Consider the following 19,606-nt stretch of genomic DNA (forward strand, 5'->3'; position numbering starts at 1 on the left):
AGGCTGAATATCGACACCTTAGGTAGGAGAAATATCTTGAACAACGAAACAACGCCCCAGCCATTTGAGCCAGCTTCAGCAGCATCAAACGATCAGGACCGCAATATGGTCTGGCTCGATGCGGAAATGACCGGTCTCTATCCCGGTGTTGACGCACTGGTTGAGGTCGCCATCATTATTACCGATGCCGATCTGAATGTCTTGGACGACGGTATCGACATTATTATCAAACCACCTGCAGCAGCTATCGAACAGATGGACCCCGTAGTTGTCGAGATGCACCGCAACAATGGGCTCTCAGATCAGTGGCACAACGGGATCGCCGCAGCTGAGGCGGAAAAACAGTTACTGGACTACGTGAAGAAGTTCTGCCCCAAACCACGCACTGCGCTGTTAGCGGGGAACACAGTTGGTCAGGACCAACGTTTCCTGTTTGCTGAGATGCCAGAGTTGGCCGCACACCTGCACTACCGCATAGTAGATGTGTCATCCATCAAAGAATTAGCGAAACGCTGGTACCCGAACGCTTATGCGAAATCGCCGGAGAAACTCGGCAACCACCGGGCGCTGGGCGACATTACTGATTCCATCAACGAGCTGCGCTACTACCGCGAAGCAATCATGGTCATTCCCCCTGGACCGAAGGTCGAAGACGCGCGCAAAGTGCGCGACAATCTCGTGCTGTACAAGGAGCCAACCTTGGCTCAGGACCAGGATTAGTCAAAACAAAAAATCTGAGCTATAGTGAGACGCGTTGCCTGATGGCAATCACTTTCGAGATATAGCTCGATATGGTGGGTATAGCTCAGTCGGTAGAGCGTCTGGTTGTGGTCCAGAAGGTCGCGGGTTCAAGCCCCGTTACTCACCCGGATGAGATCGGCATGAATGTGAAAATGTTCATGCCGATCTTTTGTATTTGTCAGGTTCTACGCTGTGCCTCGCTGAGTCCTAGCGGAGCGTACACACAAGCAAGAGAAATCCTGAGGCTCACCGGAAGACCGGCGAACCCCAGGACTGGAGAGAGTCAGTATTCTGCTCTTGCTTAGGCTGCACTCTTATTGCGGGTCAGCAATCCCCAAATGACCAAGAGGATCAGCGCACCGCCAATTGCCAGCAGCCACGTGGAGATCGACCAGAACTCGTCGACTCCCACACCGAAAATAGCTGAGCCGAGCCAGCCTCCTAGGACAGCGCCGAGCACTCCAAGCAGCAACGTGGCTAACAGGCCTCCGCCTTGCTTTCCAGGTTTGACAGCTTTTGCAATTGCACCTGCAATCAAGCCGAGAACAATCCAACCGATGAATCCCATGACGCCTCCTTAGAACTAAACTAAATTTTGCGTCACATCAGAACACTGATGCTTAGTTGATATTTTATCGACGTGATCACCATAAAACACCATCTCACCCACGATTTTCTAGGCTACCCTTGCGAATGAAATTCTGTGGCGGCCGACGCACGAGCAATTCACGGTGGACTATCGTCAAACCTTCACAGTGACACTGGCATTGACCCTGTGACCTACCATGGTGAGATACATCATAAGCATGCTCATGCATTGTCTGGAGGTACACCGGTGTCGGAGCGTTTTGAGGCGCAGCAGCAGGTCACGTTCGGGTTAGCCGAATTAGCTGAACGGTCCGGTGTAGCTGTCCGCAACATTCGCTTCTACACGACCGAGGGCCTACTTCCAGCACCGGGGAAACAAGGCCGTGCGGCTGTCTATACTTCCCAGCACTTGGTCACGCTGGAACTTATTCGTGAGTTGCAGGGCCATGGCTTTGGACTCGCCGCCATCAAAGAGCATTTGAACCGCATCCCCGTCGATGCCTCCGATACCTCGATCGCCATGCATTCCACTATGTTGGCGCCTTGGCTAGCTGATCGACCCACGACGATGACACGCGCCGAACTCGCTGCCCGGACGAACCGTCCACTCAGCGACGATGATCTGACCATGTTAGAACACCTAGGTGTCATTCAACGGCTGCCAGACGAAGCAAAACCACCGCAGTATGCCGTCGCCACCGCATTGCTCTCCATCGGGGTCGACCTGATTGATTTCGGCCTGACGCCTGCTACCTCAGCTGAGATTACTAAAGCCATTGAAACAGCCGGCCAGCGTCTCACGGCAGACCTCGAAGAAACGTATACCCGGATGCTCAAGCCGAAACTGTCGGACCAAAACATGACCGATAGTGACGTTGAACGCTTTGTCTCACTGTTCAAGCCCGTCTCCATCGCCGCTTTGGCCCGAAGCTATGAGCAGGCTCTGGGTGCATTACGTCAGCGGGAGTCCATAGCAGCGCAGTCCCGACGACAAGAACGCTCGCAAACACAACATCCAGATCTTAACTCGCCACACAGCAATCCCACGTGAAGGAGCCCCATGTCCATCGAACTGTCTGTCGCCTACGGTGTTGGTACCGCAACATTCAATCGTCCAGAAGCCATGAACTCGATGACCGCCAAGGTCCTGACCGAATGGCAGTCTGGTATCCGCGAACTCTCCGATAACCCAGAGGTCAAAGTTATTGTGGTCACGGGTAAAGGACGTGCTTTCAGCGCTGGACTTGATCTAAAACAGCGTTTCGACGGCGCTGATGATATGCCGTGGAGTAACGAAACGAACCCGGCGTCGCGTCTGTCAAAGGCACTACGCTATGGAACCGATTTCATCCGGACCCTGGCGGGTGTCCCCCAGCCTACGATTGCAGCGGTCAATGGGCATACGGTGGGTGCCGGCATGTCGTTTGCCGCGGCCTGCGACATCCGTTTGGCTTCTCCCGAAGCCGTCTTTTCGGCACCATTTATTAAACTCGGCATCTCCGGGGGTGACCTTGGGCTGTCGTGGTTCCTCCCACGGATCATCGGGCTGACTCGAGCCACTCATATGATTCTCAATGCCGAACAGTACGACGCCGATAAGGCCCTGGAAATCGGGTTAGTGTCTTCGATTGAAGACGACGTGGTTGCCGCAGCACAGGTCATGGGCGAGCACATCGGCAGCTTCGAGACGTATGCGGTCACCGCTTCGAAACGGTTACTGGCCGCCGCTGCCACCACCTCGCTAGATTCACATTTGGACTCCGAACTCACAGCCCAAACGCTAGGGTTCTTCACGGACACCGCCCAGAACCTGGGGCGGCACTAGGCGGGTCCGCAGGGCCCTGGCTAAATGCCAGCGCCTTGTGAGCGCTTGGTGATTTCCTCTTCTAGCGCGGTGCCTTCGACGTCGACGTTGGGTAGAATGCGGTCGATCCACTTGGGAAGCCACCATGCTGCAGGACCCAACAGGTGCAGTACCGAGGGCACCAGCAGCAACCGGACGACGAACGCGTCGAGCAGCACACCAACGGCAAGTGCCAACCCGATGGATGTGATCATCACATCGTCGGTGAAAATGAACCCGGCGAAGACCGAGATCATGATGAGCGCGGCGGCAGTCACAACGGCACGGCCGGCAACTAGACCTTTTCGTACCGCAACCTGTGGTTTTGAACCCTGTGCGTAGGCTTCGCGCATGCCGGTGGCAGTGAACAGCTGATAGTCCATACCCAGCCCGAACAGGATTCCCATCACAAGGATCGGCAGGAAGGTCAAGATCGGACCGGTGCCGGTGATGCTGAAGAGGTCCCCGAACCAGCCCCACTGGAAGATAGCGACAATGATGCCCATGGTCGCGGCAAACGAGCCGACGAACCCGAGGGTGGCCACCAGAGGAAGCAAGAGCGACCGGAACACCATGATCATCAGCAACAGCGACAACCCAATCACGACCGCAAGATAGACGGGTAGCGCATCCGCGACCACATCCGAAATATCAATGCTTGCCGCTGCCGCACCGGCAACTGACAATTCCACGTCGGCGACGTCGGTGTCTGCCAGTACCCCACCAGCACGTAACTCATGGACCAGATTCTCGGTGGACGCCGCGGCCGGGCCCTCGGTTGGAATGATCGCTAAGGCAATCACGCTGTGATCGTCGTTCATACCCGTTGGGACGGCGGTCTCGACATCGTCACGTTCGGCCAACTGTTCAGCCACGGCAATTTGCTGATCCGTTGCCTCCCCCTGAGACAGATCGGAGTCTGGCAGGTCCGCCAGCACCAACAGTGGACTGTTCATGCCTTCACCAAATGATGCTTCGGTTTCTTGATAGGCCTGGTAGCTGGTGGAATCGGCTGGCTCCTGTGACGCGTCCGGGAGGCCGAGTCGCATGGATCCAACGGGCAGTGCCAAAAACACCAATGCAACGACCGCGCCGACCGTGGCAAGTACTGATTTGCCGGTACCCAAACCGGTGGTGATTTTGTCACCGTTGTGCTGGTTCGGGCGTGCTTTGGCTCGGCCTGCTGAACGACGTTCCTTCTTCGACAAGATCGCATACCCGGTGACAGACAGCAGCGCGGGGGTCATGGTCACAGCCATGAGTGCTGCCACCAGTACACAGAATGCCGCAACCGTTCCCATCATGCCCAGGAATCCGACGCCGGTAACATTGAGCGCCAGCAGTGCGATGACCACGGTGGCTCCGGCAAAGACGACGGCGTTGCCCGAAGTGCCATTCGCCAATGCAATCGAGTCTCGAACCCCCATGCCGCCTTTGAGCTGCTGGCGGTGCCGGTGCAGAATAAAGAGTGAGTAATCAATCCCTACTGCCAGGCCAAGCATGAGTCCCAGGATCGGGGTAATCGACATCATCTCGATGACGCCGGACAGCGACATGGCACCGGCAACACCGATCCCCACACCGATCAGAGCGTTGACAAGCGGAAGACCGGCACCGATGAAGGTCCCGAGCATGACCAACAGGACGACCGCAGCGACAATGAGCCCGATGACCTCTGCCATTGAGAACATGGCGGGCATTTCGAAGCTGAGATCTTGTGTCGGTAAGACTTCGACGCCGTCGATGTCTGCGGCAAGGAGTGTTTCCGATACAGCGGTGACTGCATCCATATCAAGGCCCTGGACTGACTGTGGGAAGTTGACCACCATCAGGGCTGCGGAGCCATCGTCGGAGACCGTTTCCATCCCCTCGGACAGGTCCAGCATTGCTTGACCACGATCCAGTTCAACCTGTCCATCTTCGATTTCTGCACGTGAGGTGTCCAGCTCCTCTTGAGCTGCGTCGAGTTCAGCGCGTCCTGCATCCAGTTGTTCTTGCTGAGCATTCAGCTGCGGTTGCACAGCCTGCGCCATCCCTGATTGTTCAGCTTGTTCAGCTGCCGCATCAAGCTCATCCTGGCCAGCATCAAGCTCTTGTCGTGCCGCGTCAAATTCTTCTTGGCCAGACTCCAGTTGCTCCATGCCATCGGCAAGATCGTCCCGCCCGGATTCCAGCTCCGAACGGTTCGTCTCGACTTCGTCGGCGGCTGCAAATGGATCCGTCACTGAGGTCACGATGTCGTGTGATTCAACCTCGGTCCCCAGCTCACCAATCGCCTCTTGCTGCTCGCTCGTGAAGCTTTCACCGTCCTCGGTGCGAATGACGACGTTGGCACTACCGCCTGAACCGTCATCGAGTTCTTCGGTCATCCGATCGGCAACCTCGGTGGTCTCCAGGTCTGGCATGCTGATCTGGTTAGACAGTTGGCCGCCGAAGGTCAGGAATGCGCCTGCGGCCACCCCCAGTATTACAAGCCAGGCGATGATAACGGTTTTAGCGCGACGTGCGCTGAACATACCAAGCCGGTAGAGCAGTTTTGCCATGGATGGACTCCTGAACACAGAGCGGGGTTTATACCCTCCCTACGATAAACGGAACGCTGCGTCTCGCAAAACTGAGATGGTGGTTTTCTGGGGAATTGTGCTCAAGACCACACTAGAAAATCCGCGACAGAACTTAGCGCCCTACCCCATTGACGACGACGTCGACCAACGCATCGAACCATTCAGGCTCGGGAGTCACTCCGGAAATCAGTCGCAAAATAATCGGATACACCAGTGCACCAAGGGCTGCTGATACATCGGCGTCCGAGCGCAGACCCCCACGTCGGGCCTCTGCTATCAGGCGCTTATACGGCATGGCGGTCAGTTCAAGCTCGTTCTGGGTGAGGTAGTCCTCGAGGTTGACCTCTTCAATAATGGCCGCTGATACCAACGCCCGTGCAAGCGATACACTTTGGGCATCGAATAGATTCGTCCGAAGCACCTGGACCCATCGGCTAAGGTCTTCTCGAAGATCTCCGGTGTCGTCGACTTCGCCAATGTGCATTTTGACGTGGCCGGTCAAAATAGCTTCTAACAGTACGGCAGCCTTGGTGGACCACCAACGATAGATGGTCTGTTTACCAACGCCGGCTTCAGCAGCAATACCTTCGATCGTCAGGGTTTCATAGTCCTGGTGCTGTTCATCAAGCAGTCGCGCTACAGCATTGAGCACGGCTTGATGTGACGTCGCGCTGCGTGGTCGCCCCCGCGGTGCTTTTTCCGGTGCCGGTTCTACAGCGTCCATCCTATTTCTTGCCTCCCTGCAACATGGTGATACTGGGACTATAACGCTAACTGTGTTCCGCTCGCGCATTGGTGTCACATCTAGAGATTCGGTAATGTCGGTACATGATGCCAAGCATGTATCTATGTTTGAGGCAATGAGCCCGGCAGGAAACCCCAGCCCTGTAATTTAAGGAGACATCCGTGTCGATCGTGGTTATTAACGCTCTGAGCGTTCCAGAAGGTCAAGGTAGCGAACTCGAAGCACGCTTTGCAGCCCGCAAGCATGCAGTCGACCAGGCACCAGGTTTCGAGGGCTTTAATCTGTTGCGCCCAACCGGTGACAACACCCAGTACTTTGTATACACCCAGTGGGCGTCACGCCAAGACTACGAAAACTGGCGCGACTCTCGCGATAGCGCTGCAGCACATGCAGACCAGGACGGCAAACCACGCAAGCCAGTAGCCAGCGATGCTGAACTGCTCGAATTCGACATCGTGGAGCTGTAAGTGACCGCAGAAGGAAAGATCCTACCAATCGTCATCCATGGCGATCCGGTACTGCATAACCGCGCTTCCGAAGTTGAAGAAATCAACGACGACATTCGTCAATTAGTTGCCGATATGCACGTTACCCAGGAGGCTGCCCGCGGCGTTGGTCTCGCCGCACCCCAGGTCGGAGCTGGATTGCGTATTTTCACGTGGGAGTTCGAACACACCGGAGATGCTCCCACCAAGGGCGAAGTACTCAATCCCGTACTGACCCTGTTGGGGAAGGTTTCGCAGGAAGATCCAGATCCGGATAGCGAAACGGAGGGTTGTCTCTCAGTACCTGCTCTTGGTTACCCGTTGAAGCGTTCCGCTCACGTTCGTCTCCAGGGTTTTGACGTCGACGGCAAGCTCATTGATTTTGAAGCCCACGATTGGTTTGCACGGATCCTGCAGCACGAGTTTGATCACCTCAACGCCACCCTGTACGTCAATCGGCTCAATCCGCGCTGGTCAAAGCGTTGGAAAAAGGAACTCCGAAAGCAGGGTTGGACCACAGCGGGCAATACGTGGATGCCCGGTGATGACGAAGATCCATTTGGCCACGACGCTGAAGCTGCCAACGAAGCAGAAGAAAGCTAAGCCGCTTTTCCTTCCGCACGCAGAAAGCCGCTGCAACATTCACCCTGTTGCAGCGGCTTTTTGCTTGCCTGGACACCGTGGCTCCAGTGCTTCAACGCTATGTGAGGTCGCCCTGTTCGCAGCGACCTCACATCGTAGGGCTCTCGGCCTATGTCCTAGTGAGTAGCCTTAGTTCTTGGGGAATACCGGCAGGTTTTCACCGGCCATGGTTTCTACCGCACGGATGACCTGTGTGGAGTAACCGTATTCGTTGTCGTACCAGACGTAGAGGACCAGGCTGGAACCGTTGGAGCCTTCGTTGACGATGGTTGCAAGACCGTCGACCACGCCGGCGCGGTTGGAGCCCACGAAGTCATTGGAAACTGCATCGTGTGAGTAGATGTAGTCGATCTGCTTGCTCAGTGGGCCGGTCAGGGATTCCTGGCGCAGACGGGTGTTGACTTCGTCGCGTGAGGTTGTGCTTTCCAGTTCCAGGTTGAGAATCGCCATGGAGACGTTCGGGGTTGGAACGCGGATGGCGTTACCCGAGAGTTTTCCGGACAGTTCTGGCAGCGCCTTGGCGACCGCAGTTGCCGCACCGGTTTCGGTGAGCACCATGTTCAGCCCAGCTGCACGACCACGACGGGAACCCTTGTGGAAGTTATCGATCAGGTTCTGGTCGTTGGTGTACGCGTGAACAGTTTCAACGTGACCGTGGTGAATGCCGTACTCATCGTTGAGGACCTTCAATACCGGAGTAATAGCGTTGGTGGTACAGGAAGCAGCCGAGATGATGGTGTCTTCCGGGGTGATGTCATCAGTGTTGACACCGAAGACAATATTCTTCAGATCGCCCTTACCAGGTGCGGTCAGAATGACCTTGGAAGTGCCCTTCGCTTTCAAGTGCTGGCCCAGGCCTTCTTCATCGCGCCACACACCGGTGTTGTCGACCACGATGGCGTTGTTGATGCCGTACTCGGTGTAGTCGAGTGAAGCTGGGTCAGAAGCGTAGATGACCTGAATCTTGGTGCCATTGGCCGTGATGGTGTTGGCATCTTCATCGACTTCGATGGTGCCGTTGAAGGCACCGTGTACTGAGTCGCGACGCAGCAGGGAGGCACGCTTGATGATGTCGTCGTCAGAGTTGCGACGAACAACGATCGCACGCAGACGAAGTTTGGTACCGCCACCAGCGTGGTCGAGAAGGATGCGGGCCAGCAGACGGCCAATGCGTCCGAAACCGTAGAGCACCACATCGGTGGTGTCGCCGAGGCCTTCGCCATTCTTGTCAGCGATATCGGCGAGTTCATTGCGCACGAAGTCTTTCGCGTCGCCGCCTGCTTCACGGAACTTCTTGACCATGCGAGCCAGGTCCACCGAGCCAGCACCAAGGTTGAGCTCTGACATTGCCTGAACAATCGCAAACGAATCTTCGACTGGAAGAATTGATTCATCAACCTGGCGAGCAAAGCGGTGTGCTTTCAAGATGTCGACTACCGACTGATGAACGAGGCTCCGACCATAAATGGAGGTCACGATGTTGTTATTGCGGTACAACGAACCAATGAGCGGAACCATTTGCTCAGCCAACTGCTCACGTTCACTCCATTGTTGTAGAGTCTCCTGCGTGCTGGCGGTGATATCTGCCACGATGTGGTCCTTTTCTTCATAGTGTGCGATTGGCGGACGGCCAACCTATTTGAAAACATTCTCATCTTAGCGTTTCAGGGCAAAGGATACCGATAAACGTAGCGTTCATAAAGTCATGGCGCTAGTGGCGAAGTAAGGGCAGCTCGCCCTCGGTGGTATATGCGGGCTCATCAGGACATTCGGAGAGCACGTCAACGATCGCACCGTACTCGGGCTCGGTAACCCAAAGATCATATTTTGCCTTTACCGCTGTCTGCATAGCCACAAATTCACAACGGAAATCCTTGTTGGGAGGCAACCATGTCGCAGCGTCAGCATCCGACTTCTGGCTATTCGCAGGTCCGTCGACGGCCAGCAGGTTGACTGGATCATTAGCGAAACGTGCACGTTCTTCTGCCGATAATTGCTGGGCGCCCTTTTGCCAGGCGTCAGATAGCGCGACAATGTGGTCGATTTGCACGTCCATCGACGTTTCTGCACCTCGGGTGAAATCAATGGTCTTTCCTGTAAACGGGTCTTGGAGCACGCCGGTGAGCACTTTGCAGCCATCTTCGGCGTGTACGACGCTCTCTAAATCTCGGTTCAAGACGTCGTTACGCCCGTCGCAGCCATTACCGTCAGGGTCTAACCAGCCGTCGCCAAATTCATCACGGCTGTATCCGGTTTTCGGGGCACGTCCCTTAACCTCCAGCGTTTCTAGTTGTTCTAGCGCCGTACCTTCTGCGGGCACGTAATCTTTTTCGGTTGGAAGGACGAATGTGGCGATGAGATAAACGCCGACAACAACAATGGCTATCGGCAGCGGCAGCTTGGCGAGCTGCGACTTTTTCCGGCGACGCTGAGACACTATTGCACTTTCAAGACGTGTGGTGTGGGGACGGGATGGAGTGCTATAAGCCGGATTCTGTGGCCATTCGGAATACTCCGATTGGCTGATGATCATCTATCTGGTGACTGCGTTGCCGCAGTACTCAAGCGATCAACCCGAACACTGGGCGGGCAGCCTCATAACGTGTTCTGCTTGATCTTGCACCGGATGGGGTTTACCGAGCCGGGCGCGTCACCGCGCCCGCTGGTGGTCTCTTACTCCACCCTTTCACCCTTACCTCCTGGGAGGCGGTCTACTTTCTGTGGCACTAGCCTGCGGATTGCTCCGAGTGGGCGTTACCCACCATCATGCCCTGTGGTGTCCGGACTTTCCTCGACGTATTGTCGCGATCACCCGCAACTCCATCCCGAAAATCTCACTTTACCGAACATTGTCCGATGAACGTAATTCGAACAACTACACTCAAACTTATGTTAATTTTGCTGCCCCCTTCTGAAGGTAAAACCGCACCTGAGCACGGCGATCAGCTCGCGTTTGATGATTTGATCTTTCCAGAACTGTCTGGAGAACGCCGGACGCTTATTCAGGAGCTAGAAGTTGTTTCCAGTTTGGGCAACGCACACGAACTTTTGACAGTCGGCAAGTCTCTTCACGAAGAAATCGCAGCAAATCAGCACCTGCTTGAGGCCCCGACTGCCCCAGCGTGGCAGGTATATACGGGGGTACTCTTTGATGCCCTAGATTACGGCGCACTCGAGCATGTTGACGACGATCTCACCCTCGTATTTTCGGCCCTGTTTGGTGTGACCCGACTATCGGACAATATTCCAAGTTACCGCTATCCTGCTACAGCTAAGCTGCCGGGTGTTGGGAATGTGGGCACCTGGTGGCGTGCGCGCCTCACCGATCAACTGGCGGACTACGGCAGTGGTCCGATTATTGATTGTCGCTCAACAACTTACCGCTCGTTTTGGAAAACTCCCCCGTTTCGCACGGTCACTATTGATGTGTTTCAACGTGTCGATGGCGAATTGAAAGTTGTGTCCCACTGGGCCAAGCAGGCGCGCGGCTATGTTGCCAGACATCTACTGCAACACCACGCCCAGGAACCTCTGGGATCGGTTCAACAGGTCGCAGAGGCAGTCAGCGAGCTCTACGAGGTTGAACTCGTGTCGCCAACTGAGAAAAAGGCGGGCTCGCTACGGATCGTCCTAAACTAGCTCGGTTCGGGCCAAGATCGCACCGGTATCTGGGCAGTAAGCCAGTTGATCAGCAGGAAGTTTTTTAATCTCAGCGAGCTCGGCAGGGGCAATCGGAAGACCGGCGCCAGACAGGCCCTTCGGTGTCAGTTCAACAACGCCGATCCCGTGATTGGCATCGCGAAGCTGTTCATACTCAGCCACCAGGTCCGTCGGCAGGGTCTCAGCTAGGGCGGCCCGTTCAACCGTGAGTTCTTTGCCCTGTTTCGAGAGCTGTTGCCCCTGCTCGTTAATCGTTGCAATCCGGACATTGACGGCTTGTTCGGCTTCGGCGATCGCAGCCTGGGCGTTGGCTAAGTCTGTCTGTGAAGTTTCCAGCGTCTGCATCGCTTCAACTTGTGTTTCTTCAAGCTGATCAATGCGGACCGTCAGTTCCGCAATGTCCATGGTGACTGCCTGAACATCGCGAGGCGAGACCTTGTCTGCATCCAGTCGAGATTGGTGACTGTTTCTGCGTTTGGTGGTTTCTTCAACTGCCTGCTCTGCTTGCTGGGAAGCGGCCTGATGTTCTTCAACGCGAGCTTGAACAGTTTTAGCATGGTCTACTGCCATGGCTCCCGTTTTACGCAGCTCGGCCAACTGAGCATCATCTCGCAGTTCGCTCAGCTGAGTTCGCAACCGGGTCAGCTGGCTATCGAGTGACTGCAGATCAAGAAGTTGACGTTGCTGCTGTGTGGTCGCGGTGATACTCATGTTTCAACTATTCCGTTTCGTTGTCGATCTGCTTGGTCTCGTCGCCCGAGGTCAAGATGAAGTCCCACGGGTCGGTATTAATGGCTGATACAGCTGTGGTCACGGTGAGACCTTCATCTGAAAGAGCACGCTCCAAAGCTTTCGCTCCGGCTGGTAGCCACAACCATTCCGAAGCGAAGTGCGACACATCTATCAAATAGGGTCGGTCTGCTTCCGCCATGGCTTGCTCTCTGGCTTCTGAGGCTGGATGGTGACGGAGGTCAGCTGTGATATAAACATCGGCTTCGTGCCGACGCACATCGTCGAACAGACTATCGCCGGCTCCCCCGGTAATCGCCACCTTAGAGACGATCCCGTCTGGATCACCGGCCACGCGGACACCCCCGGCGACGGCAGGCAGGGACCCATATACCCGCGTTGCAAAATCTTCGAGGCGTAGAGCTGTAGGGAGTGTCCCTACTCTGCCGATGCCTTCTTCGGTCAAGCCCTCCTCTGCGGCCGCCAATGGCTCCACGTTTTCCAAGCCCAAGATTTCTGCTAGTACATCAGAGACACCGCCGACCGCCGAGTCCGCATTGGTATGAGCGGTAATGAGCGCGCAGGAATTCTCGACAAGTGTGTGCAGCACTTTGCCTTTAAACGTTGTCGCCGCCATTGAAGTAACCGGTCGCAAGAATAGGGGGTGGTGTGTCACCACCAGATCGGCCCCATGGGCTACTGCTTCGTCAGCGACTGCCTGGACTGGGTCGACAGCCCAGTGAATGCGTTGGATCGTTTGTTCGGGTCGGCCGGCAACGATGCCGGAAGCATCCCACCCCTGCTGCAAGCTGACCGGCCACAGTGCTTCCATTGCTTGGATGACCTGGGAAAGCGTTGGATGAACGACAGAATGTTCTGATGCTTGCGATGATGCCATGTTGTCTATTGTGCCTGCTGTTGACAATGAAATCACTGTTTAACCTGCCAGTGGTCTTGGACAACCGCTCGCGGAATGAAGACGTCTCAGCACACCGTGGCGACACTATGCCGCGTGCGGTCAAGACAAGTCTGCGAGAAATGGAGCAAAATCAACCCCACACGAAGATCACAGAACAATAACAGGAAATTGTCAGACTTTTCCCGAATCGCCACCATGCTGCGGACCATCCCCAAATTTACGCCAGACTCGGGCGAAAAACGCGCTCACGGAAGTTGCGAAATGATAACAGGAGTGCCACGGTTAATAACGTTCTGATAACGATACGTCTTGAAGAAGATGTCCGTGGTCCAGACAAGCAATATTTTCTGCCATCTTACTGAGAGTAACAACATGACCTTCACCACTCGCCGAGCCCGCATTGAAGCCGAAAACGCTGAACTGCTAGCCCTGCGTTCCCGTCGGAACAAGAAGTTCTCCATGGGCATCGCTACTCTGGCAACCGCCGCTAGCGCTTCCTTCATCGGTATGGCGCCGGCTAATGCAGCCATGGACGATGCACCAGCTCCTGCCACTTCATCGAGCTCCAGCGATACTACTTCGAACAGCTCATCAGGCTCCTACACTGTACAGACCGGTGACACCCTGGCTTCGATTGCCAGCTCCCAGGGCGTGGCACTCGATGCGCTGTTAAATGCCAATGGCTTGAGCACCTCTAGCGTTATCTACCCCGGTGATGTTCTGCAGCTGTCCGGCAATGCCTCCTCCGCTGAGTCTTCCGGGCAGAGCGCAGATGCTGGCGTTGGCCTAACCTCGGGTGAAACCTCTACCGCGAGCGCAGACAGCGACATCAGCACGGTGAGCACTGCATCAACCGGCTCTGGTTCAGCTACCGGTACGACGGCTGCCACAAGCGCCGCGGTCGATATCGTAAATTCGGGTGCCACCTACCAGTATGGTGCTAACGGTCCAAGCGCATACGACTGCTCCGGATTTACGAAAGCCGCTTTCGCTGAGGCAGGTGTGGAACTTCCACGTACCTCGAGTGCTCAGTTCAGCGGAGCAAGCTCGCATGACAGCCTCGACAATGTTCAAGAAGGTGACCTCATCTTCTGGTCAAATAACGGTTCTGCCTCCGGCATTTATCACGTAGCCGTATACGTTGGCGACGGTCAGATCGCTCAGGCACGTAACCCACAGGCCGGTATCAGCATTGATTCCCTGTCAACATACACGCAGTACAACCCACCAATGAATACGGTGGCACGCTACTAAGCAAACTCCCGTTTTCCGTCACTTCGCGGTGGTACCGATTCTGGTACCACCGCGAAGTTGGTTAACCGCCTTGACTCTTCGCGTTGTTGGTCTCCTACACAAGTTTGATATACCTGGACTATGACAACACAGATTCCTGCACTACTGACCCATGCCCCAAGCACTGCATTTGAGCGCGGCACGATCACCCGGCGCGCTGTTGGTCACGATGACGTACTGATTGAAATCGCCTATGCCGGTATCTGTCACTCGGATATTCACAACGCCCGGGACGAGTGGGCCCCTGGCATGTATCCGATGGTCCCTGGTCACGAAATTGCCGGTATTGTCACCGAGGCTGGCCCCAGTGTCACCAAATTCGCGGTAGGTGACCGAGTGGGTGTCGGCTGTTTTGTGGACTCCTGCGGTCAGTGCGGTCCGTGTCAGGCAGGAGAAGAGCAGTTCTGTGAGCAGGGTGCTGTAATGACCTATAACAGTAAGGATTATGAGAGCGAGGTCACCTACGGCGGCTATTCGACCCATATCGTGGTCAAACAGGACTACGTGCTGCGTATTCCGGAGGGCATTGCCTTTGAGACGGCCGCTCCCCTGCTGTGTGCTGGTATCACCACGTATTCACCACTGCGGCATTACAATACCGGCCCGGGGATGAATGTGGCGGTGATCGGCATGGGTGGACTTGGGCATATGGCTGTCCAGTATGCGCATGCGATGGGCGCCCACGTCACGGTGATATCGCAGACCCGGTCAAAAGAAGACGATGGTCGTCGATTCGGAGCCAGCGACTATCGCGCTACCGGTGAAGAAGGCACGCTCAAGGCCTTGCGCGGCACGTTTGATCTCATCATCAATACGGTCTCAGCAGACATCGATGTTGATGCGCTGCTGAAAACCCTCAAACTCGACGGCACGATGGTATTCGTTGGCCTACCTGAGAATGCTCAGACGTTCAGTGTCTTCTCGCTGACGTCGCAGCGACGATCACTGACCGGTTCCAATATTGGTGGTATCGAAGAGACCCAGGAGATGTTGGATTTCTCCGCTGAACATGGCATCACTTCGCAAGTGGAAGTTATTAGCGCAGATGACGTAGATGAAGCCTACGAACGCGTTGTGCGCTCAGATGTGCGGTATCGATTCGTGATTGATGCGAAGACTATCTAGTCGACCAGTCGTCTGCCCTACACAGCATCAATAGTCGTTCCTCGACCATGCTTTGCCCCGGAGCTCGTGCGATGCTTATAGCGCGGGTGCACCAGGCCAAGCCTGAGGCAGGCAGCAGAAAAGGGGCTTGAGCAAAACAATCTCTGCTCAAGCCCCCTTTTTGCGTCCGGGCTTATTCGTTCCAGTAAACAGCCGAGCGTTTCTGCATAGATTCTCGATACTGCTCAGTAGTTTTCGGGAATAGTTCTGCCGTTCCCCAGTCTAGGATCACGCCATATTGACGTACCGCATCGTGCACGTCGATTTTGCCTTCTAGGTACCATTGCGCGACCTGTTCCGGTGCTTCTTGCAACCACTTCTGACGATTGTGACGGATATCGTCACGCGCTTCCTGAGTCGCTGCGTGATCAACTTCGTATTGATCAAGCTCAGCGTCAATTTCATGAATGACTACGCCGTAATCTTTACGGGCTCGCTCCAACGAAACATAGCCGTCGATAACGTCTTCTAAGACTGCCTCAATATCCCGTTCCATCGGATCGCCGAAGCCGCCACCGCCAGCTGAAGGCCTAGTAAAGGTGTCGCCGGGCACGATAGGGACATTTGAGAAGGTAGCTCCCAGGTATCTTTCGTTGTCAGTGCCCCTGTTCAGCCAGACACCGTGAGGAATCGACGGTAGCCCTCCGTTAATGCCCCAGGTCACTGATCGCCCTCGGTCGCAGCAGTAGCTCATCACGGTACTCGTCGCATCGGTTAGCGTCCCACCCTTTTGAACACCAAAACCGCCTCGATGTTTGCCTGGCCCTGCTGAGTCAACTGCAATATTATGAGAGGTCGTCAATACTGGGTTCAGACGCTCTTGGCCTTCCACTGGCTGTACAGCTAAGCCCGTACCAAATACGGGTGATGTGGCTGACGATCCATCTTTTGTCGCACGACCGCCCCAGCCGCCGGCCATCCAGTCGTACCACATGAAATAGTCATGAGCGTCGCTTCTGGCATCATGGCCTCCCACAAGCAAGTACTCGAGGTTGAATGCGCAGGCCATAGCACGCTCTGGCATAATCGCACTCCAGAGCTCAAAGATGCCGTTCATGATCTTTTCATACGGTCCCGAACAGAATCCGGTTACAGCATGGGGCCAACCTGCGTTGACAACAGTCCCTTCCTCACCAATCTCTGCTGTGACAGCGGCATAGAAGCCCGAATTGAGAGGAACATCGGGGAAGAAGCTCTTGGTACCAGCGTAGATAGCCGAATGTGTTGTTCCATATCCCGAATTCAGGAAAGTTGCGACAACAGGCGAAGAACCGGATAAATCGTAATGGATTCCGTCGTCATCTATTCGCATCTTGATGTGAATAGGAACCAAGCCTTCACCTTTTGCCGGATCCTCATCCAGATAGTCAACCGTCCGCCATTCACCGTGGGGAAGATCTGCTATCCGTTCCAGAACGGTTCGTTGCACATAATCCTGTGTTTCTTGCATAGCCTGCAAGACAGTGGATTTGCCATATTTTTCTACTAGTCGAAGCACTTCCCGCTCACATACTGCTGTAGCACCGGCCTGGGCACGTAAGTCCCCTAGAGCCTGATCAGGGGCTCTGGTATTCGACACGAGCAACTGAGCAACATCATGGAGAAATTCACCTTTCCTCCAAACTCGAAGCGGTGTGATTCGCAGGCCCTCCGAGAAGTGTTCGGTTGCACTCACATCAAAGGACCCCGAAACATTTCCGCCTATATCCGCCCAATGACCCTTGTTTTGGGCATACCCAACAATTTCATCGCCTACGAATATCGGCCGAATGAAACTCACATCGTTCATGTGTGTCCCGCCGCGATAAGGATCGTTAATCGCGAAGACATCCCCGGGGTTTATATCGTCGCCGAATTGTTCTAAGACGGCTTTACATTGAAAATGTAGCGTACCGACATGGACAGCAATGTCACCACTGCCTTGCATAACGGTATTTCCCTGAGCGTCGCAGAGCGCAGAAGAAAAATCACGAGAATAAATGACAAAGGAGTAACAAGTCCTCAGGATCTGTTCACTCATAAGGTCGACACTCGTAGCAAACGCATTTTTCAGCACCTCGAAGGTCACTGGGTGCAATGTATTTTCCTGTTGGTTTGTAGCTTCGTTCAATGCCGTAGTCATCATTACGCTCCTATTGAAAGATTAATTCTGATATTGAGCCACTCATCGATTTCCGCAACATCTTCGGGAGGGACAACGATCGTGCTATCAAGCTGTTCAATAATCGCGGGCCCGACGATTTTCATCCCGAATCCAAGATCGGCCCTGTCATAGACGGGGGTGTCGTGCCACGAGCCGCCGAAATAAACTGACCTGCTTGCCACAGGTTGTGGTGTGGCATCTTGCTTTTCGGCGGGTTTGAAACTCGGTTTAGGAGTTTTTCCTAGCGCACGGACCTCGATCCGATATATTTCCACTGGTTTGTCATCTTGCCGGAGCGCGAATTGGCGTTCATGCTCACTGTGGAAACTCTCGATAGCCTCGCTTAGAGCATCTGGACCGCCCCCCATGCGAACTTCCAAAGAACGCCATTGGCCCTGATACCGCATTGACATACTTCGTTCGATAATGGAGTCGTTTTCAGAGACGCCTTCTTTCCACAGACGCTCAGCCGCAGTCTTCTCAAGAGTTCGGAACTGCAGATCTAGTTCATGTTCATCAACTTGCGTCGTATCTGCTGTGAACATGCCCGAAAGATCATGTTGTATATCGACAAGAAGGCAGCCCATTGCAGAAGTCACACCAGGATTCGGCGGAACCAACACTGTTGGAATGTCAAGTTCCCGGGCCACTTCGGCACCATGAAGGGCTCCTGCACCGCCGAAAGCAACAAGCGCGAAATCTCGCGGGTCAAGCCCTCGTCGGATGGAGACGAGACGGACTGCATCAGCCATGTTCGCATTAGCAATGTCGAGAATTGATTCGGCGGCTGCGGGAACTTCTAAACCAAGCGATTTGGCAACACCGTCTTCGATCGCAGTTTTAGACAGTTCCCTCTTGAGGTGCAGCTCCCCACCGGCAAGCTCATCCCCCAAACGACCAAGCAGCAGGTTTGCATCAGTGTTTGTTGGTTGTGTCCCGCCTCGGTCATAACATGCTGGCCCGGGGTCGGCTCCGGCTGACTGTGGTCCGTTTCGAAGCGAACCTGCTATATCGATATGCGCTAAGGAGCCACCACCAGCGCCAATACTCAGGACTTCGATACTTGGAAAGAGGATTGGGTGCCCGTATTCAACTTCCCAACGGTTTGTTGTGTGTAGCTCACCATTAGTCACCAGGGAAATATCAGTCGAGGTTCCACCCATGTCCAGGCCTATAGCATTGGGAAAGCCGCTCTGTTCAGCAACGTGGCGAGCAGCAATCGCACCGGCAGCGATTCCTGAAGCCGCAAGACGGATTGGAAATTCCTTCACAAGAGAGGGGGTCATAGAGCCTCCGCCTGAATGCAGGAGCAGCAAGTCGCTTTGGTAACCTCCTTTCACGAGTTCAGCCTCGAGATTTCCGACGTATCCTGACACCAGTGGACCGAGCAATGCGTTCGCAATCGCCGTGTTGAAGCGATCATGTTCAAAGATCTCGGGAAGAATATCTGCCGACGTAGTAATACTCGCTTCTGGCATCTCGCGTTGCAAAATTTCTTTCATCCGTTTTTCGTTTTCCGGATTAATGAAGGAATTAATAAAGCACACGGCCACAGTCGTGACGCCACGCTTCATGAGGATTCGGGCTAAGTCCACTGCCTCGTCTTCGGGAACAGCTTTGACAATTTTTCCCGAATAATCAGTGCGTTCAGGAATCTCGAACCGATCGCGCCGACGCAGGTAGGGACCTGACACATCTTTGTAAGCATCCCAAAGATCGTCTTTTGTCCCATCACGAATTTCAATAGTGTCCCGGAAGCCTTCGGTCGTCACCATTGCAGCAGTCGGAAAATTTCTGGTGATGAGAGCATTTGTTGCAACGGTTGTGCCGTGCGACAAGAGCTCAACTCTTCTCAAATCAATGTCGCCACGCTCGATGCCGTTTAGGACCGCAGCCATCGGATCGTGCGGTGTCGAAGGGACCTTCGTAACCGACATTGAATGGTCATTGTTGTTAAAAATACAAACATCAGTGAAGGTTCCGCCCACGTCCACTGCTACACGAAGATCTTGCATAACACTCCTTGATTTGTGATGTGAGTCATATCGTAAACCTCGGTGACATAATGTCTCAATGGAGCAAACAAAAAT

The 19,606-nt window shown here is 54.7% G+C and carries 17 protein-coding genes, 1 tRNA gene and 1 other RNA gene; 9 read left to right on the plus strand and 10 right to left on the minus strand.

Annotation, left to right across the window (positions count from 1 at the left end):
• The first annotated feature begins 36 nt into the window (after positions 1 to 36).
• Together orn and G583_RS0109640 are read left to right on the plus strand one after the other, a co-directional pair.
• Entirely contained in the window at positions 37 to 720 is a 684-nt protein-coding gene (gene orn, locus G583_RS0109635) for an oligoribonuclease (RefSeq protein WP_022870971.1), read from the plus strand.
• 74 nt (positions 721 to 794) lie between these two features.
• A tRNA-His gene (locus tag G583_RS0109640) sits at positions 795 to 867 on the plus strand.
• Between the two features lie 175 nt (positions 868 to 1,042).
• Here G583_RS0109640 and G583_RS0109650 read toward each other — a convergent pair.
• The gene (locus G583_RS0109650) at positions 1,043 to 1,309 is read right to left on the minus strand and encodes a GlsB/YeaQ/YmgE family stress response membrane protein (RefSeq protein WP_022870972.1); all 267 of its coding nucleotides are present in this window, start codon (positions 1,307 to 1,309) and stop codon (positions 1,043 to 1,045) included.
• 267 nt (positions 1,310 to 1,576) lie between these two features.
• Between G583_RS0109650 and G583_RS15430 the strand changes: the two genes are divergently transcribed.
• Positions 1,577 to 2,380, plus strand: coding sequence for a MerR family transcriptional regulator (locus tag G583_RS15430; RefSeq protein ID WP_169558781.1), 804 nt, complete (start codon positions 1,577 to 1,579; stop codon positions 2,378 to 2,380).
• A gap of 9 nt (positions 2,381 to 2,389) precedes the next feature.
• Positions 2,390 to 3,154, plus strand: coding sequence for an enoyl-CoA hydratase/isomerase family protein (locus G583_RS15435; protein WP_022870974.1), 765 nt, complete (start codon positions 2,390 to 2,392; stop codon positions 3,152 to 3,154).
• Positions 3,155 to 3,174: 20 nt separating this feature from the next.
• Here the strand turns inward: G583_RS15435 and G583_RS15440 are convergent, their stop codons facing one another.
• Entirely contained in the window at positions 3,175 to 5,715 is a 2,541-nt protein-coding gene (locus G583_RS15440) for an MMPL family transporter (RefSeq protein WP_022870975.1), read from the minus strand.
• Between the two features lie 133 nt (positions 5,716 to 5,848).
• Positions 5,849 to 6,460, minus strand: a complete 612-nt coding sequence (locus G583_RS16395) for a TetR/AcrR family transcriptional regulator (RefSeq protein WP_022870976.1) — start codon at positions 6,458 to 6,460, stop codon at positions 5,849 to 5,851.
• A 182-nt stretch (positions 6,461 to 6,642) separates the two neighbouring features.
• Here G583_RS16395 and G583_RS0109675 point away from each other — a divergent pair, with 182 nt between their 5' ends.
• Complete coding sequence (locus G583_RS0109675) at positions 6,643 to 6,948, plus strand: antibiotic biosynthesis monooxygenase family protein (protein ID WP_022870977.1); 306 nt, start codon at positions 6,643 to 6,645, stop codon at positions 6,946 to 6,948.
• Positions 6,949 to 7,569, plus strand: coding sequence for a peptide deformylase (gene def, locus G583_RS0109680; protein ID WP_022870978.1), 621 nt, complete (start codon positions 6,949 to 6,951; stop codon positions 7,567 to 7,569). It abuts the gene before it with no gap.
• Between the two features lie 168 nt (positions 7,570 to 7,737).
• On the opposite strand, the gene G583_RS0109685 is transcribed toward def, so the two are convergent.
• The 3 genes from G583_RS0109685 to rnpB all read right to left on the minus strand — a co-directional run bounded on the left by G583_RS0109685 (position 7,738) and on the right by rnpB (position 10,433).
• Entirely contained in the window at positions 7,738 to 9,198 is a 1,461-nt protein-coding gene (locus tag G583_RS0109685) for a glyceraldehyde-3-phosphate dehydrogenase (RefSeq protein ID WP_022870979.1), read from the minus strand.
• Between the two features lie 121 nt (positions 9,199 to 9,319).
• Complete coding sequence (locus G583_RS15450; protein ID WP_022870980.1) at positions 9,320 to 10,045, minus strand: HNH endonuclease family protein; 726 nt, start codon at positions 10,043 to 10,045, stop codon at positions 9,320 to 9,322.
• A gap of 30 nt (positions 10,046 to 10,075) precedes the next feature.
• An RNA gene (gene rnpB, locus G583_RS16405) (RNase P RNA component class A) lies at positions 10,076 to 10,433 on the minus strand.
• Between the two features lie 64 nt (positions 10,434 to 10,497).
• Here rnpB and G583_RS0109695 point away from each other — a divergent pair.
• Entirely contained in the window at positions 10,498 to 11,247 is a 750-nt protein-coding gene (locus tag G583_RS0109695) for a YaaA family protein (RefSeq protein WP_029629464.1), read from the plus strand.
• Here G583_RS0109695 and G583_RS0109700 read toward each other — a convergent pair.
• Together G583_RS0109700 and G583_RS0109705 are read right to left on the minus strand one after the other, a co-directional pair.
• On the minus strand, positions 11,239 to 11,979 hold the full coding sequence (locus G583_RS0109700; RefSeq protein WP_022870982.1) for a zinc ribbon domain-containing protein: 741 nt from the start codon (positions 11,977 to 11,979) through the stop codon (positions 11,239 to 11,241). The genes G583_RS0109695 and G583_RS0109700 overlap by 9 nt on opposite strands.
• A gap of 7 nt (positions 11,980 to 11,986) precedes the next feature.
• A complete protein-coding gene (locus G583_RS0109705) occupies positions 11,987 to 12,895 on the minus strand; it encodes a Nif3-like dinuclear metal center hexameric protein (protein WP_051129704.1) in 909 nt (302 codons plus the stop codon).
• 393 nt (positions 12,896 to 13,288) lie between these two features.
• Between G583_RS0109705 and G583_RS16400 the strand changes: the two genes are divergently transcribed.
• Together G583_RS16400 and G583_RS0109720 are read left to right on the plus strand one after the other, a co-directional pair.
• On the plus strand, positions 13,289 to 14,170 hold the full coding sequence (locus G583_RS16400) for a C40 family peptidase (protein WP_022870985.1): 882 nt from the start codon (positions 13,289 to 13,291) through the stop codon (positions 14,168 to 14,170).
• A 120-nt stretch (positions 14,171 to 14,290) separates the two neighbouring features.
• Positions 14,291 to 15,334: an NAD(P)-dependent alcohol dehydrogenase gene (locus G583_RS0109720; protein ID WP_022870986.1), complete on the plus strand. Its 1,044-nt coding sequence runs from the start codon at positions 14,291 to 14,293 to the stop codon at positions 15,332 to 15,334.
• A gap of 172 nt (positions 15,335 to 15,506) precedes the next feature.
• On the opposite strand, the gene G583_RS0109725 is transcribed toward G583_RS0109720, so the two are convergent.
• A complete protein-coding gene (locus G583_RS0109725) occupies positions 15,507 to 17,495 on the minus strand; it encodes a hydantoinase B/oxoprolinase family protein (protein ID WP_051129705.1) in 1,989 nt (662 codons plus the stop codon).
• A 2-nt stretch (positions 17,496 to 17,497) separates the two neighbouring features.
• Positions 17,498 to 19,531 (minus strand): hydantoinase/oxoprolinase family protein, encoded by a 2,034-nt coding sequence (locus G583_RS0109730; RefSeq protein WP_022870988.1) that lies wholly within the window; start codon positions 19,529 to 19,531, stop codon positions 17,498 to 17,500.
• Between the last annotated feature and the right edge of the window lie 75 nt (positions 19,532 to 19,606).

Source organism: Yaniella halotolerans DSM 15476 (genome assembly GCF_000420805.1).
Classification (GTDB): Bacteria; Actinomycetota; Actinomycetes; order Actinomycetales; family Micrococcaceae; genus Yaniella; species Yaniella halotolerans.

Coding starts and splice junctions, on each gene's coding strand:
- G583_RS0109650 (WP_022870972.1), bottom strand. CDS start 1,309: ATGGGATTCATCGGTTGGATTGTTCTCGGCTTGATTGCAGGTGCAATT.
- G583_RS15435 (WP_022870974.1), top strand. CDS start 2,390: ATGTCCATCGAACTGTCTGTCGCCTACGGTGTTGGTACCGCAACATTC.
- G583_RS15440 (WP_022870975.1), bottom strand. CDS start 5,715: ATGGCAAAACTGCTCTACCGGCTTGGTATGTTCAGCGCACGTCGCGCT.
- G583_RS16395 (WP_022870976.1), bottom strand. CDS start 6,460: ATGGACGCTGTAGAACCGGCACCGGAAAAAGCACCGCGGGGGCGACCA.
- G583_RS0109695 (WP_029629464.1), top strand. CDS start 10,498: ATGTTAATTTTGCTGCCCCCTTCTGAAGGTAAAACCGCACCTGAGCAC.
- G583_RS0109700 (WP_022870982.1), bottom strand. CDS start 11,979: ATGAGTATCACCGCGACCACACAGCAGCAACGTCAACTTCTTGATCTG.
- G583_RS0109705 (WP_051129704.1), bottom strand. CDS start 12,895: ATGGCATCATCGCAAGCATCAGAACATTCTGTCGTTCATCCAACGCTT.
- G583_RS16400 (WP_022870985.1), top strand. CDS start 13,289: ATGACCTTCACCACTCGCCGAGCCCGCATTGAAGCCGAAAACGCTGAA.
- G583_RS0109720 (WP_022870986.1), top strand. CDS start 14,291: ATGACAACACAGATTCCTGCACTACTGACCCATGCCCCAAGCACTGCA.
- G583_RS0109725 (WP_051129705.1), bottom strand. CDS start 17,495: ATGACTACGGCATTGAACGAAGCTACAAACCAACAGGAAAATACATTG.
- G583_RS0109730 (WP_022870988.1), bottom strand. CDS start 19,531: ATGCAAGATCTTCGTGTAGCAGTGGACGTGGGCGGAACCTTCACTGAT.